Annotated in this window: 13 protein-coding genes and 1 pseudogene; 6 read left to right on the plus strand and 8 right to left on the minus strand. The window is 63.3% G+C overall.

The window, feature by feature from the left end:
- Nucleotides 1–8: 8 nt before the first annotated feature.
- From der to AC1RQ5_RS15055, 3 genes are all read left to right on the plus strand, one after another.
- The gene (gene der / locus AC1RQ5_RS15045; RefSeq protein WP_493200002.1) at nt 9–1,397 is read left to right on the plus strand and encodes a ribosome biogenesis GTPase Der; all 1,389 of its coding nucleotides are present in this window, start codon (nt 9–11) and stop codon (nt 1,395–1,397) included.
- Nucleotides 1,398–1,603: 206 nt separating this feature from the next.
- Nucleotides 1,604–2,434 (plus strand): outer membrane protein, encoded by an 831-nt coding sequence (locus AC1RQ5_RS15050; protein ID WP_493200003.1) that lies wholly within the window; start codon nt 1,604–1,606, stop codon nt 2,432–2,434.
- A gap of 223 nt (nt 2,435–2,657) precedes the next feature.
- Entirely contained in the window at nt 2,658–3,059 is a 402-nt protein-coding gene (locus AC1RQ5_RS15055; RefSeq protein WP_493200005.1) for a hypothetical protein, read from the plus strand.
- 101 nt (nt 3,060–3,160) lie between these two features.
- On the opposite strand, the gene AC1RQ5_RS15060 is transcribed toward AC1RQ5_RS15055, so the two are convergent.
- The 4 genes from AC1RQ5_RS15060 to AC1RQ5_RS15075 form a co-directional block, all read right to left on the minus strand.
- Nucleotides 3,161–4,264: an NHL repeat-containing protein gene (locus AC1RQ5_RS15060; RefSeq protein WP_398482833.1), complete on the minus strand. Its 1,104-nt coding sequence runs from the start codon at nt 4,262–4,264 to the stop codon at nt 3,161–3,163.
- 205 nt (nt 4,265–4,469) lie between these two features.
- Nucleotides 4,470–5,213: an SDR family NAD(P)-dependent oxidoreductase gene (locus tag AC1RQ5_RS15065; protein WP_493200006.1), complete on the minus strand. Its 744-nt coding sequence runs from the start codon at nt 5,211–5,213 to the stop codon at nt 4,470–4,472.
- 239 nt (nt 5,214–5,452) lie between these two features.
- Entirely contained in the window at nt 5,453–6,946 is a 1,494-nt protein-coding gene (gene purF, locus AC1RQ5_RS15070; RefSeq protein WP_398482829.1) for an amidophosphoribosyltransferase, read from the minus strand.
- 77 nt (nt 6,947–7,023) lie between these two features.
- Nucleotides 7,024–7,653, minus strand: a complete 630-nt coding sequence (locus AC1RQ5_RS15075; RefSeq protein WP_398482826.1) for a CvpA family protein — start codon at nt 7,651–7,653, stop codon at nt 7,024–7,026.
- Nucleotides 7,654–7,722: 69 nt separating this feature from the next.
- On the opposite strand from AC1RQ5_RS15075, the gene AC1RQ5_RS15080 reads away from it, so the two are divergent.
- Entirely contained in the window at nt 7,723–7,848 is a 126-nt protein-coding gene (locus AC1RQ5_RS15080) for a hypothetical protein (protein WP_493200008.1), read from the plus strand.
- A 29-nt stretch (nt 7,849–7,877) separates the two neighbouring features.
- On the opposite strand, the gene radA is transcribed toward AC1RQ5_RS15080, so the two are convergent.
- A complete protein-coding gene (gene radA / locus AC1RQ5_RS15085; protein ID WP_398482824.1) occupies nt 7,878–9,332 on the minus strand; it encodes a DNA repair protein RadA in 1,455 nt (484 codons plus the stop codon).
- Nucleotides 9,333–9,487: 155 nt separating this feature from the next.
- Nucleotides 9,488–10,018 (minus strand): amino acid synthesis family protein, encoded by a 531-nt coding sequence (locus AC1RQ5_RS15090; protein WP_493200009.1) that lies wholly within the window; start codon nt 10,016–10,018, stop codon nt 9,488–9,490.
- A 217-nt stretch (nt 10,019–10,235) separates the two neighbouring features.
- On the opposite strand from AC1RQ5_RS15090, the pseudogene AC1RQ5_RS15095 reads away from it, so the two are divergent.
- A pseudogene (locus AC1RQ5_RS15095) lies at nt 10,236–10,535 on the plus strand (hypothetical protein); the annotation flags it as partial.
- A gap of 272 nt (nt 10,536–10,807) precedes the next feature.
- Here AC1RQ5_RS15095 and AC1RQ5_RS15100 read toward each other — a convergent pair.
- Entirely contained in the window at nt 10,808–11,536 is a 729-nt protein-coding gene (locus tag AC1RQ5_RS15100; RefSeq protein ID WP_493200010.1) for a sulfite exporter TauE/SafE family protein, read from the minus strand.
- A 131-nt stretch (nt 11,537–11,667) separates the two neighbouring features.
- Here AC1RQ5_RS15100 and AC1RQ5_RS15105 point away from each other — a divergent pair, with 131 nt between their 5' ends.
- Nucleotides 11,668–13,236, plus strand: coding sequence for a hypothetical protein (locus tag AC1RQ5_RS15105; protein ID WP_493200011.1), 1,569 nt, complete (start codon nt 11,668–11,670; stop codon nt 13,234–13,236).
- A 5-nt stretch (nt 13,237–13,241) separates the two neighbouring features.
- Here AC1RQ5_RS15105 and alr read toward each other — a convergent pair whose 3' ends face one another.
- Nucleotides 13,242–14,366, minus strand: coding sequence for an alanine racemase (gene alr, locus AC1RQ5_RS15110; protein ID WP_493200013.1), 1,125 nt, complete (start codon nt 14,364–14,366; stop codon nt 13,242–13,244).
- Between the last annotated feature and the right edge of the window lie 5 nt (nt 14,367–14,371).

The following is a 14,371-nucleotide window of genomic DNA, read 5'->3' on the forward strand; positions in this document are numbered from 1 at the left end:
ATCGCCCCATGTCTTCTTACACGATTGCCATTATCGGCCGACCCAATGTCGGCAAGTCCACGCTGTTCAACCGTCTGGTCGGACAGAAGCTGGCGCTTGTCGATGACACCCCCGGCGTCACCCGCGATCGCCGCGAGGGGGCTGCGCGCCTTGGCGATCTCGAATTCACCATCATCGATACTGCCGGCCTCGACGAAGGTGCCAAGGGCTCGCTCACCGCACGCATGCAGGAGCAGACCGAGACGGCGATCGCGCTCGCCGACGCGCTGTTCTTCGTGATCGATGCGCGCATGGGTCTCACGCCAAACGACCGCGCGTTCGCGGATTTCGCACGCCGCGCCAACAAGCCGGTGCTGCTGCTCGCCAACAAGAGCGAAGGCAAGCATGGCGAAGTCGGCGCGATGGAGTCCTACGCGCTCGGCCTTGGTGATCCCATCCAGGTTTCCGCCGAGCATGGCGAAGGCATGGGCGAGCTCTATGACGAACTCGCCAAGCTGATGCCGGTGCCGGTCGAGGATGAGGACGAAGAAGAGCCGATCGCGGAAGAGTGGACCGACGAGGAAATCGCCACGCGTCCGATCCGCGTCGCCATTGTCGGCCGCCCCAATGCCGGCAAGTCGACGACCATCAATTATCTGCTCGGCGAGGAGCGTCTGCTGACCTCGCCTGAAGCCGGCACCACGCGCGACTCGATTTCCGTGGAGCTGGACTACAAGGGCCGCAACTTCCGCCTGTTCGATACCGCCGGCCTGCGTCGCCGCTCGCGGATCGAGGAGAAGCTGGAGAAGCTCTCGGTCGCCGATGCGTTGCGCGCGATCCGCTTTGCCGAAGTCGTCGTGATGATGATGGACTCGCAGAACAAGTTTGAAGAGCAGGATCTGCGCATCACCGATCTGGTCGAGCGTGAAGGCCGCGCGCTGGTGCTCGCGGTCAACAAGTGGGACCTTGTCGAAAAACGGGGCGGCATGATCGGCCAGCTGCGCACCGAGGCCGATCACTGGCTACCGCAGATCAAGGGCGTGCCGATCGTTGCGATCTCCGGCCTGATGGGCGAGGGCATCGATCGCCTGATGGGAGCGATCCAGGAATCCTACAAGATCTGGAACCGGCGTATCGCGACCGCTGCGCTGAACCGCTGGTTCGAAGACGCCATCGGCAACAATCCGCCACCGGCTGTGTCGGGACGGCGACTCAAGCTGAACTACATCACGCAGACCAAGGCGCGTCCGCCGAGTTTCGTCGTGTTCTGCTCGCGTGCCGATGCGGTGCCGACCAGCTATCTGCGCTATCTCACCAACAGCATGCGCGAAGCGTTCGAATTGCCGGGCACGCCGATCCGCATCACCCTGCGAGAAAAGGCGAATCCGTTCGCGCATAAGCGCAAGCGGCCGAATTAAGCTCCACATCGTCCGCCTGTGCGTTCGTGACGCACGCCACCCGCTTACCAATCTCGGACGATTACGTTCCTTGAGTACCTTTTAAAGCTTGGCGTCGGGTGATCCCGGTCCAGTGCGCTAAATCCGTAACAGTTCGCCATCGCAACGCCACCTATCGTCTCCGCAGCCGCCGTTGAATCGACGCGGCACTGTAAAGGGGACTGACGATGAAGAAGATGTTGCTCGGAACGGTCGCGCTGGTCGCGCTCGCCGGACCGGCTTTCGCAGCCGATATGGCGCCGCGGATGTACACCAAGGCCGCGCCAGTGGTTGCGCCGATCTATAACTGGTCGGGCTTCTATGCCGGTATCCATGCCGGCTACACGTTCGGCGATCGCACCAATGTCGAGACCTCGGGCATTCTGCCCATCAACGTCCTCAATGTCGGCGCCGGCGCACGTGCGGCATCGGTCGGCCTCGATCGCGATGGATTTATCGGCGGCGGTCAGATCGGCTGGAACTGGCAGTCGAACTCGCCATGGGTCTGGGGTCTGGAAGCAGACATCTCCTATACGGATGTGAACACGACCGCGAACTTCGTGACCATCCTGCCTCCCGGCGCTCCGTTCAACGGCGCTGCACCCGGTGGTTCGCCGCTGAACAACACGCTGTCCTCGAAGATGGACTACTTCGGCACGGTGCGTGGTCGTCTCGGTTATGCCTGGGATCGCACGCTGATCTTCGCGACCGGTGGTCTCGCCTACGGCCAGATCGAGAATTCTGCTGTCTTCAACAACGCTGCGAATGTGCCGCAGTTCGCTGGCAGCACGCGCAACACCAAGACCGGCTACAGCGTCGGCGGCGGCATCGAACACGCATGGACCGGCAACTGGACCGTCAAGGCCGAGTATCTCTATTACGATCTCGGCACCAATGACGTCACAGTTCCGATCCTGCCGGGCGTGGCCGGCGCTGGCGGCTATATCTCCAGCTTCAAGAACGACGGTCACATCGTTCGCGCCGGCCTGAACTACAAGTTCGGCGGCATGGGCTGGTAAGCTCGGAAACGTTGAGAATTGAAGCCCGGCTGAAAGGCCGGGCTTTTTCGTTTCCGGCACGCACGTAATGAGATTGCGTGCGGCTCGGAGCGATCCGTAAAGTTTTAACCGAAATGATCGACTGTCATTCCTGATTTGCAGCCATTGCCAGAACAAGGAATTTCATATGATCGGTCGATATCCGCTCTCTCAAACACGATGCCTTTTGCTTGGGGTGATCGCCGTGATGGGCGCTTCGCTCACCGGCGTGCAAGCGGCGCCGCTGATGCCTGCCAAGGACAATGCCGCGGAAACGCATGTGCTGCAGGTGCGTGACGGCTGCGGCCGTGGCATGCGCTTCAGCGAACGCCGTGGCGGCTGCGTCGAGGATTTCGACGGTGGCCCGCGCGGTTACTATGAGGATCGTGGCCCGCCGCCACCGCCGCCGATGTATGACCGCCGCCCACCGCCGCCGGAATATGATCGCCGTCCGCCTCCGCCACCGGAATATAGCCGCCGCCCCGATCGTGGTGACAGTGATGTCGCGGCCGGCGCGATCATTGGTGGCGCCGTCGGCGCACTGATCGGCTCATCCATCCGCAATGATGGGGATCAGCAGGTCAAGGTTGTCCGGCCGGTGAGGTAGTAGATCGTAGGGCGGACGAGCCGTAGGCGTCATCCGCCGGCAGAGTTTCAACCATGAACCCGGCCGGCGGATGACGCTGCGCTCATCCGCCCTACGACTGATTATTTCAATGCATCCGAGACCAGTTTGAATTTCTGGATGCGTTTTCCGGTATCGACTTCGGCCGTATAGACATTGCCCTTCACGTCCACCGCCATGGCGTGAATCCAGTGGAATTGGCCGGCATTGCGGCCGCTTCGTCCCAGCGTGCCGACCACCTTGCCGTCGTCGCGATTGATGACGCGGATCTCGTTATTCTCGCCATCCGCCGTCAGCAGCCAGGTCTGTTTCGGATCGGGCCATACCGCGAGATCCCACACCGCGCCATTGCCGAGCGTGGCCTTCTCGTAGAACCACTCCTTCACGAAGGAGCCGTCCTTCTTGAACACCTGCACGCGGTTGTTGATGCGGTCGCAGACATAGACGAGCCCGTCGCTGGCGATCTTCACGCAATGAACGGGATTGGCGAATTGCTGCGACACCGGCGCGTTGGGGTCATAGGGCGCCTGCTTGTCGTCATTCGGCTTGTTGCCATAGGCGCCCCAGTGCCGCTTGTAGGCACCCGTATTGGTATCGAACACGATGACGCGGCGATTGCCGTAGCCGTCGGCGACATAGATTTCGTTGGCATCCTTGTCGATGGCGGTCTCGGCGGGCTTGCCGAGTTGCGTGGTGTCGTTGCTGCCCTTGCTCGGCGCGATCTTGCCGATCTGCATCACGAACTTGCCGTCGAGGGTGAATTTCAGGATCGCGTTGTCATTGGCCTCGTTGCCGCCGACCCAGACGAAACCGTCGTCGCTGACCTCGATGCCATGCTCGCGGCCGACCCATTCATAGCCTTCGCCGGGGCCGCCCCATGAGCGTAGCAGATTGCCCTCAGAATCGAACTCGAGCACGGGCGGCGCGGAGATGCAGCACTTCGAACGCGGCGGATTGAGCGAAGCGCCTTTCTCGTCATCGGTCAGCGACTTCGGACGATGGATCACCCAGACATGGCCGTTCTTGTCGGTGGTGATGCCGCCGACCTGACCAAGGATCCAGTTGTTGGGGAGCGGCTTCGGCCACGAGGCTTCGACCTCGAAGCGCGGGATATCGGCGGCGCGGGCGGAGAAAGCGGTGAGGGTGAATGTTGCAGCAAGTGCGAACGCGCGCAGGCGTGATGCCATGACGACCTCCCTATGTGATGCGGGTTTGTCCCGCTTGAAGGGAAGTTTAGCGCGGATGGTGCGGAGTGCAATCGGCGATGCGCAAGTAGCGCAGCGCGCTTACTTGTCGTCACCCGGCTTGACCGGGTGATCCAGTATCCACCGCTCAAACTGAGTCTACTGGATCGCCCGGTCAAGCCGGGCGACGACAGAGAGAGTGAGTGACCTACGACGGCGGATGAAAACCCATCACCTTGCCGGTCTTGTAGTCCACGAACTTCCCCGTCTCCGTCCATGACGGCAGGCAGAGCGGCAGGATCGCCTCGGCGGCCTGCGCCGGCGTGTCGAGCGTTTCCGGATCTTCGCCGGGCATGACGATGGCGCGCATATGGGTGCGGATCGGGCCGGGATTGAACAGGTTGACGCGCAACGGTGTCGTGGCGGTCTCGTTGGCCCAGACGCGCACCAGCGCTTCCAGCGCGGCCTTCGAGGCCGCATAGGGGCCGCGATAGGCCGAGGCCTTGTTGGCGGTGCCTGACGTGATGAACACGGCGCGGCCGGCATCGGATTGCTGCAGCAGCGGCTCCATGCAGCGGATCAACTGGAAGTTCGCATTGACGTTGACGTCCATGGTCTCGTTCCAGGATTTTGGCTCCACATGGCCGAGCGGCGAGGATGCCCCGGCAAGGCCGGCATTGCCGATCAGGATGTCGATCTTGCCGTGGCGCTCACGCAGTGCGGCACCGAGGCGCGCGACGCCGTCCCAGTCGGTGACGCTGAGCGGCACCAGTGTGGCGGTGCCACCTTCTGCCGTGATCGCGTCGTCGAGTTCTTCGAGCCCGCCCTGTGTGCGCGCTACCGCGATGATGTGTGCACCGGCCTTAGCGAGCGCGATGGCGGTGGCATAGCCGATGCCGCGCGAGGCGCCGGTGACGAGGGCGATACGGGAGGCGAGGGGTTTTGTCGTCATGATGCAGCTTCACTCCGTCGTGCCCGGGCTGGTCCCAGGCATCCACGTCTTTGCCGCTGTTTTATAGACGTTGATGGCCGGGACAAGCCCGGCCATGACGGTGATTGATTGAGCGCAAATCGTAGGATGGGTTGAGCGAAGCGATACCCATCACAACGGGCGCCGGCGTATGTGGTGATGGGTATCGCTCCGGCGCTATGCGCCTTCGCTCAACCCATCCTACGCCGTAGCGTTGGTGTCTAGCTCGCTTCCGCCAGCAGCGACAGCTGCCGCGGATCGTCGATCTCGCTCATATCGGTGAGCGGGGTCGGGTAATCGCCTGTAAAACAATGATCGGCGAATTTCGGCTGGGCCGGGTTGCGGCCGGGCTCGCCCATGGCGCGGTAGATGCCGTCCACCGAGACGAAAGCCAGCGAGTCCGCACCGATCAGTTCGCGCATCTGCTCCAGCGAATGCGTGGCGGCCAAAAGGCCGGCGCGATCGGGGGTGTCGATGCCGTAGTAATCGGGATGGGTGATCGGCGGCGAAGCGATACGGAAGTGGACTTCCGTGGCGCCCGCATCGCGCATCATCTTCACGATCTTCTTCGACGTGGTGCCGCGCACCAGGCTGTCGTCGATCAGGATGATGCGCTTGCCGGCGATGGCGGCACGATTGGCCGAGTGCTTCATCCGCACGCCGAGTTCGCGCACGCTCTGGGTCGGCTGGATGAAGGTGCGGCCGACATAGTGATTGCGGATGATGCCAAGTTCGAACGGAATGCCGGACTGGCGCGAATAACCGATCGCGGCGGGGACGCCGGAATCCGGCACCGGCACGACGACATCGGCTTCCACATGGGTCTCGCGGGCGAGCTCTTCGCCCATGCGCTTGCGGGTGTCGTAGACCGAGCGACCGTCATTGATCGAATCCGGACGCGCGAAATAGATATATTCGAAGATGCAGGGGCGCGGCGGCTGCGGCGCGAACGGCTTGTGGCTCTGTGCGCCCTTGTCGTCGAACACGATCACTTCGCCGGGCTCGATGTCGCGGATGTATTTGGCGCCGATGATGTCGAGGGCGCAGGTTTCCGAGGCGAGGATCGGACAGCCGTCGAGTTCGCCGAGCACCAGCGGGCGGATGCCGAGCGGGTCGCGGGCGCCGACCAGTTTCTTGTTGGTCAGCGAGACGAGGGCATAGGCGCCTTCGATGGCGCGCAGCGCTTCGATGTAACGGTCGATGAAACGGTTGCGCTTGGAATGGGCGACGAGATGCAGGATCACCTCGGTATCGGTGGTGGACTGCATCATCGCGCCGTTCTTCACGAGCTCGCGTCGGACAGTCAGGCCGTTGGTGAGGTTGCCGTTATGGGCGACGGCGAAGCCACCGGCATTCAGTTCGGCGAACAGCGGCTGCACATTGCGCAGGATGGTTTCGCCGGTGGTGGAATAGCGGGTGTGGCCGATGGCGGCATTGCCGGGGAGGCGTTCGATCACCTCGCGGCGGGAGAAGGTGTCGCCGACGAGACCGAGGCGGCGTTCGGAGTGGAAGCGCTTGCCGTCGAAGGCGACGATGCCGGCAGCTTCCTGGCCGCGATGCTGAAGCGCATGCAAGCCGAGCGCGGTGATGGCGGCGGCTTCCGGGTGTCCGTAGATGCCGAACACGCCGCATTTTTCGCGCAGCATGTCGCCGGAAAGGTCGTCGTCCACGTCGAAGCTGTTATGGGCCGCGCCGTCGTCGAAAGAATTCTGCATCGGATGTACCGCGCCTCTGTTGTCGCGAGCCGTGCAACGCACGAGCATTCGCGCAGTCAGTTCAAGCTCGGGACGGATCAGCGTCCCGCGGGTTTGTCGATCAGCTTCTTCAAGCTGTCGCGTGCCGGCTTCGAATAGCCATCATTTCCCCCCGGAGCGTCCGGCGCCGCTTCCGTCGACTCGTCTTCAGGCTTGTTCTTCTTGAACTTCTTCAAAATGGTGTTTTCAGGGTCATCCGGCAAGAGCGACATCAGCCAGTTCCCGGTGGATTCGAGCACCACGCGCGATTTTGCGCCGGTGACCCAGTCCGGACGCTGCTTGTCCGGAACCAGCCAGGTGAAGAACAGGAAGGCGACCACCACGATCAGCATGCCGCGGGCGAGGCCGAACAGGAAGCCGAGGGTCCGATCCAGCGCGCCGATGCGCGAATCCAGGATCATGTCCGAGATGCGCACGGTGATGATGGAGACGACGATCAGTGTCAGCACGAACAGGCCGCCGATGGTGGCAGCGGTCGCGATGGTGTCGTTGGCGATATAGGATTTGGCGGAAGGAAGTACCTTCGGGAACGCATAGAGCGTGACGAGGGCGGCGGCGCCCCAGGCCGCGATCGAGAGGATCTCGCGCATGAAGCCGCGCACCATTGCGAGCAGGCCGGAGATCAGCATGACGCCGAGCAGGACAAGGTCGAGAATGGTAATCGGCATCGTCGGGTCTGGTCCGCTTGGTCAGAAACGCGAATCGGCAGAAAGGCTGCCAGTTCAGGTGACGGTGATATGGCACGTCTCACAGATGCGGAAAACCGCCTGCAGGCCGCACCTCACACCATTGTTCCGCTTCGGAAGAAGAACCTGAACGAAGCGTTGCGCGATGGTCACGTTTTTAGCGCAGGTTTTCTATAGCGGGCCACGCGGACGAGGTCACGCAACCGTCACCCGTTCTCACGCCGGAAACGGGCAGGCGGGGCGTTTTTGTCCGACTGTGTGGTATTGCCGCCATCGCGCGCCGGCTTGACGCCGCGAGCGGCGATTTCTGCGACGAGAGTTGTGAGATTGCCGATGCTGTTGAGCGTGAGGCCTGCATCGCCGCCGGGATCGCCGCGCGCGGCCTCCGGCAGCACGGCGCGGCCGAAGCCGAGTTTTGCCGCTTCTTTCAGCCGTGCAGACGTTTGGGCGACGGGGCGCACCGCACCGGACAGTGAGATTTCACCGAAATAGACGGCATCGGTGGGCAATGGCGCATTGCAGAGCGAGGAGACGAGGGCGGCGGCCGCCGCCATGTCGGCGGCGGGTTCGTTGATGCGCAAGCCACCGGCGACATTGAAATAGACGTCGTAGCCCGACAGTTTCACGCCGCAATGGGCTTCCAGCACCGCGAGCACCATCGACAGGCGCGACGAGTCCCAGCCGACCACGGCACGTCGTGGTGTGCCGAGCGTGGTTGGAGCAACCAGAGCCTGCAATTCGACGAGTACGGGACGGGTGCCCTCCATGCCGCCGAACACGGCGGTGCCGGGCGAGCCGAGATCGCGATCGGACAGAAACAGTTCGGACGGGTTGGACACCTCGCGCAGGCCGAGGCCGGTCATCTCGAATACGCCGATCTCGTCGGTGGGGCCGAAGCGGTTCTTCACCGCGCGCAGGATGCGGAACTGCTGCGACCCTTCGCCCTCGAAGGACATCACGGCATCGACCATGTGCTCGACCACGCGGGGGCCGGCGATCTGGCCGTCCTTGGTGACGTGGCCGACCAGGATGATGGTGGCGCCGGTCTTCTTGGCAAAGCGAATGAGCGCCTGCGCGGAGGCGCGAACCTGGGTGACGGTGCCCGGTGCTGATTCCACCGTGTCGGTCCACATGGTCTGGATCGAGTCGATGACGATCAGCCGCGGCACGGTGCCTTCGGACAGCGTGGCGACGATGTCTTCCACCGAGGTTTCGGACGCCAGTTGCACCGGCGCATCGGCAAGGCCAAGGCGGGCGGCGCGCAACCGCACCTGGGCCACGGCTTCTTCGCCGGAGATATAGACGACGCGGTGGCCGGCGCGGGCCATCATGGAGGTCGCCTGGGTCAGCAGGGTCGATTTGCCGATGCCGGGATCGCCGCCGATCAGGATGATGGAGCCGCGCACAAAACCGCCGCCGGTGACGCGGTCGAGTTCGCCCATGCCGGACGGAATGCGCGGCGCATCCTGGCTGGTGCCGGTCAGGCTTTCGAGATTGAAGGTGCGTCCCTTGCGCTTGGACCGCGCGGAGACCGGAATGGCAGTGGCGCTGTCCTCGGCGGCCAGCGTGTTCCACTCGCCACACGCCTCGCACTTGCCCTGCCATTTGTTATAGGCGGCGCCGCAATTCTGGCAGACGAAGGAGGGGGCGGATTTGGCCATGAGGTGGAATCGCTCGTGGTGGGACTGTTGCTGACGCCCATTGTAGGCGAGGCTCGCCCCTGCGTCGATCCCGTTTTGTTCTTTTGGTGGCGCAGGCGGTCACCTCGGTGTGGCCGAAGCGCTGCACAGATCAGATGGTCAGCGACACGCTATGCTTATTTGCCAAGACGCGGACGTGGTCTCGGTCCATCGGCCAGTGCCACGATCACCAGGATTTCGTCCGGCCGCGGCGCATGACCGACGGTGACGTCGATGGTGTCGATGAAATCCAGCGCCCATGGGTCGTCCTTGTGGCCGATCGGCACATTGAGGGTGGCGCCAACCGCGCCGATGATGACGTTGGAAGGAATAAGCGCAGCGCCGCCTCCGATGGCATCGCGCATGGGTCTGCCCATGCGCGGATGGAGCACCGCTGCGCCATGCTCGATGTCTCCGGCCGTGCCGACGATCGCAGCCTTGCCGTAGCAGATCGCCGGGCGGGGTAGCAGGGCGAGCGCTTCCTTGACCAACAATGCTCCGAGTTCGGAGCCGAAGGGAAAGAGTTTGCTGACATCGTCGTGCGCGCTGCCCACCAGCGGATTGGCGACGACCGCACAGGCCGCCACGCGCGTTGTGTGCGCTGTTGCATCGTGCCCGCCTTCAATCAGAACGCAGTCCTTGATGGTCGTGAGACGATGAATCTTCATAAAAACTCCGTGGACCATGAGCCGAGTGGTTGATGATTGATTGTCACGTCCTCTTAACGACGTTCGTCAAGGTAAATAACAACTCCGCGTTGACCCGCGGTGTGGGTCATTTAAATCTCGTGTCCGAAAGCGATCCGAACTCGTTTGCAATACGGCCTTCGCACAGGACACGATCATGAAAAAATCAATTATTGCCGCAATCGTTGCTGTCGCCGGCATGGCGATTCCCAGCATGGCTCAGGCCGGCTGCACCACCTGCTATCAGACGCAGGTGATCCCGCCGCAGTATCGCACGGTCGAGCGCACCGTGATGGTGTCGCCCGGTCACACCGTGCGTCGTCACCGTCCGGCCCAGTATCGCACAGTGATGGTGCCGAAGACCGTGATGGTCGCGCCGGCGCGCACCGAATATCGCCGCATCCCCGCGCAGTACGCCACCCAGCAGCGCACCGTGCAGGTCGCGCCGGCTCAGGTTTACTACGCACCGGTTCAGGTGCAGACGGGTTGCTCGACCTGCAATAGCGGTTTCAGCTTCGGCGCCAGCTCTGGCGGCTACGGTTACGGCGCAAGCTATGGCGGCGGCTACAGCTATGGTGGCGGTTACGGACGCTACGGCTACTGAGCCAACCACAAAGTTTGAACGATCAATCGGCCGCCGCAAGGCGGCCGATTTGTTTTTGGGGCTGTAGGATGGGTTGAGCGCGAAGCGCGATAACCCATCGGCAGAGCCCGCAGCATCGTTCGGCCGATGGGTTTTCGCTGCGCTTAACCCATCCTACGGCTACGCGTTTAAACCAGGCGCAGGCCCGACAGCACCATGCTGATGCCTGCTACGATCATGATGCCGTCCATGATGCGCCGGAATGTCTCCACGCTGAGCTTTAATACATAGCGCTTGGCGATGAAGGCGCCGAACATCAGCGAGGCGCCGGCGATCAGGCCTTTCACCAGCACATCGAGATCGAGGGCACCGAAGCGCTGGAAGGTGATGGATTTGCTGAGATAGAGGCCGAGCGAACTGGCCGCTTCGGTGGCGAGGAAAGCGCCCTTGGCAAGGCCGTAGAACAGAAACAGCGGCACGCTCAATGGACCGCTGGAGACGACGATGCCGGTGATGTAGCCGATGATGGCGCCGCCGAGTGCGAGCTGCCAAAGAGCTATGGTGAAGGAGCGCCGCGCCAGCCAGTGTCGCAGCGGCACCATGGCGATGAAGAACACTCCGATGGTGAGATCGACGGCCTGCGACGGCAGCACCAGCAGCGTGCGCGCGCCAAGCGCTGCGGCCGGAATGCCGGTGATCGAATAGGCGAAGGTCGCGCGCCAGTCGATCTCGCGCCACCACGCCATGATGCGCGAGAGATTGGCCATCACGGCGGCGACAGCCATGATCGGCACGGCTTCCCTGGGGCCGAATTCATAGATCAGCACCGGCATCAGCATGATCGACGAGCCGGTGCCGACGATGCCGGAAATGGTGCCGGCGAGCAGGCCGACGGCGCAGACAAAAATGAACGACAATGAAGGCCCCGGCGCCCGGCATAAATGGTGATCGGACATCGACCTCACCACGATTCTCCGGGATCGGTCACCTGTTGACGGGATCTCAATCCGCCTCCGCCATCCTGGGCCGAAACAAGGCGACATTACTCATGAACGCATCCGGCGCGCTTTCCGATCACGCGGCCATCAGCGGCCGGTGGCCGGACCGCCTGTGGCTGCTCGCGGCGCTGGCGCTGACCATCGCACTGGCATTGCCATTGTTCTTGGTCGATGTGCCACCGGTGCTCGATTATCCCAATCATCTGGCGCGCATTTTCGTGCTGGCGCATCCCGACGATCCCGCGCTCTCGCGCATCTACGTTCCGCACTGGCGCATCGTGCCCAATCTCGGCATGGATGTGCTGGGCACGGCGCTGCTGAAAGTCCTTCCCGTTCATGTCAGCGGACGGCTACTGCTGGCGCTCAGCCTGTTTGCACCGGTGATTGGCGTCGTTGCGTATCACCGCGTCGCCTTTGGCCGTTTCGCCTTATGGCCGCTGGCGTCGGGCATGATCGCGACCAGCGGAATCTTTTATTTCGGCTTCATGAATTTCCTGCTCTCGCTCGGGCTCGCACTGGGCTTTGCTGCGATCTGGCTCACGCTGCGACGGCGCAACGTCTGGTCCGCGACGGTGGTCGGCGCACTGCTCGTGGCGGTGATCTTTTTCACGCATCTGTTCGGTGTGATCCTGTTCGCGCTCCTGATCGGTTCCGACGAGGCGGCGCGCCTGTGGACCCGAAGGGGGGGCGGGCGGCCTTTCATGCGGGCGATGTTTGCAGCTGGCTTGCGTCTTGCGCTCACCTTGATCCCTGCGGTGCTGCTATTCGTGCTGTGCCCGCTGGCAGACGGGCGGATGACGATCGGCGAGTGGGGTGGCATCCACAAACTATGGGCGCTGTTTGCTCCGGTGATGACGACGAATATCGGCCTGACCCTGGTGAGCGGGCTCACAGTGTTCGCCGTGTTCGTCCTGTTGCGGGACGGGGCGGGGTGGGCGCCGGGAGCAGGGCTTGCGCTCGGTGTGCTCGGCCTGATTTTCGTGATCGCGCCGTCGACCATCAAGGACGGCACCTTTGTCGATATGCGGCTGGCGCTGATGATCGCCCTGGTCGCCTTCGCGACGATGGATCCGCGACCGGGCAGGCGCGGCGCGATCGTCGTCGGCACATTGTTCGCCGTCTTGATCGGCGTGAGAAGCGGCTACATCGCATCGACATGGATCGCGCATCGCGGCGATCTGGCGGATGTGCGTGCGGCCATCAGCGCTGTCGAGCCCGGCGCAAAGGTGCTGGTGGCGCGCGGGCAGACCGGCAAGGTCATGGAAACACCGAAGCCAGCCCGCGTATTGCCACGCGCCTATCGGCTCGATGGACAACTCGGCGCCTTGCTGGCGATCGAACGCAAGGCGTTCTGGCCGCTGATGTTCGCCGATCCCACGCAGCAGCCGATCGACATCCTGCCACCGTACAAAGCGATATCGAACCCGCTCGATGAGCCGATCGATCTGCCGTATCTGCAGGGCGATGATGGTCTGGCGGCGGGCTACATCAAGAACTGGCGCAGGAATTTCGACTATCTCTTGCTGATCGATGCGCCGACGCCGCTTCCTGACATCGCGGGGCTGGCCGCGGTGACGACGACGCCGTATGCGGTTCTCTATCGCGTGCAGCCGCGCTGATTGGCTCAGCCGCCTGTGTAGACCCGCTGATAGCGGCGACCCAGACTGGTCAGCACTTCGTAGGCGATGGTGCCGAAGTGATGCGCGAGGTCATTTACGGTGAGGCCTTCGCCGATCAGCGTCGCCATGTGGCCGCGGCGGGCGGCGTTTTGCGGCAGGTCGGTGATATCGGCGGCGATCAGGTCCATCGAGATGCGGCCGGCGATCGGGCAGCGCTGGCCGGCGATCACCACTTCGGCGCCGCGCGTGCCATCATTGCTCCCCGCCGCGCGAAAATAGCCGTCGGCATAGCCGGTTGCGATGATGGCGAGGCGAGTCGGGCGACGCGCGGTCCAGGTGGCGCCATAGCCGACCGTGTCGCCGCGCGGGACATCGCGGGTCTGGATGATGCGCGCCTTGAGATCAATCACCGGCAGCATCGGATTGGCGGCTTCCGGTGTCGGATTGACACCGTAGATCGCAGCCCCCGGCCGCACCATGTCGAACAAATAGCTCGGGCCGAGATAGATGCCGGAGGAATTCGCCAGCGACGAGGTGATGCCGGAGAACAGATGCGAGACTTCGCGGAAAGCGCCAACCTGTTTCGGATTCATCGGGTTCTGCAGCTGCTCGGCGCAAGCGAGGTGGCTGATGGCCAGCGTCAAACCGTGATTGCCGGAGGCGATACGTGGGGCAAGGCTCTGGGCCTCGTCGAGCGACAGACCGAGCCGGCTCATGCCGGTGTCCACATGAATGCCGGCGCCGCCGGTCCAGCCGGTGCGGCGGCAGAACATGTCCCATTCGGCGAGTTCGTTGAGATCGCCGATGACGGGCTGTGCCTTGACGGCGGCAAGCGCATCACCGGCATTCGGCGACAGGCCGTTGAGCACATAGATGGCGGCGTCCGGCGCGCCCGCACGCGCGGCGCGGGCTTCATCGATGGTGGCGACGAAGAAGGTCTTGCAGCCGGCCTTGGCAAGGGCAGGGACGACACGGTCGATCCCGCAGCCATAGGCATCGGCCTTGACGGCTGCGCCGCATTCGGCCGGGACGCTGGCTTTCTCCAGCTTGCGCCAGTTGGCGGCGATGGCGTCGAGGTCGATGGTGAGCACGCCGATGGCTGTGGGGGCGAGGGTGGTGTCTTCGGTCATCTGCG

Source organism: Tardiphaga sp. GW821-FHT12E02, assembly GCF_058807155.1.

Bases quoted from the DNA above. Each gene is read 5' to 3' on its own strand.
- der (WP_493200002.1), top strand. From the start codon at position 9: ATGTCTTCTTACACGATTGCCATTATCGGCCGACCCAATGTCGGCAAG.
- AC1RQ5_RS15050 (WP_493200003.1), top strand. From the start codon at position 1,604: ATGAAGAAGATGTTGCTCGGAACGGTCGCGCTGGTCGCGCTCGCCGGA.
- AC1RQ5_RS15060 (WP_398482833.1), bottom strand. From the start codon at position 4,264: ATGGCATCACGCCTGCGCGCGTTCGCACTTGCTGCAACATTCACCCTC.
- AC1RQ5_RS15065 (WP_493200006.1), bottom strand. From the start codon at position 5,213: ATGACGACAAAACCCCTCGCCTCCCGTATCGCCCTCGTCACCGGCGCC.
- purF (WP_398482829.1), bottom strand. From the start codon at position 6,946: ATGCAGAATTCTTTCGACGACGGCGCGGCCCATAACAGCTTCGACGTG.
- AC1RQ5_RS15075 (WP_398482826.1), bottom strand. From the start codon at position 7,653: ATGCCGATTACCATTCTCGACCTTGTCCTGCTCGGCGTCATGCTGATC.
- AC1RQ5_RS15080 (WP_493200008.1), top strand. From the start codon at position 7,723: ATGGCACGTCTCACAGATGCGGAAAACCGCCTGCAGGCCGCACCTCAC.
- radA (WP_398482824.1), bottom strand. From the start codon at position 9,332: ATGGCCAAATCCGCCCCCTCCTTCGTCTGCCAGAATTGCGGCGCCGCC.
- AC1RQ5_RS15090 (WP_493200009.1), bottom strand. From the start codon at position 10,018: ATGAAGATTCATCGTCTCACGACCATCAAGGACTGCGTTCTGATTGAA.
- AC1RQ5_RS15105 (WP_493200011.1), top strand. From the start codon at position 11,668: ATGAACGCATCCGGCGCGCTTTCCGATCACGCGGCCATCAGCGGCCGG.
- alr (WP_493200013.1), bottom strand. From the start codon at position 14,366: ATGACCGAAGACACCACCCTCGCCCCCACAGCCATCGGCGTGCTCACC.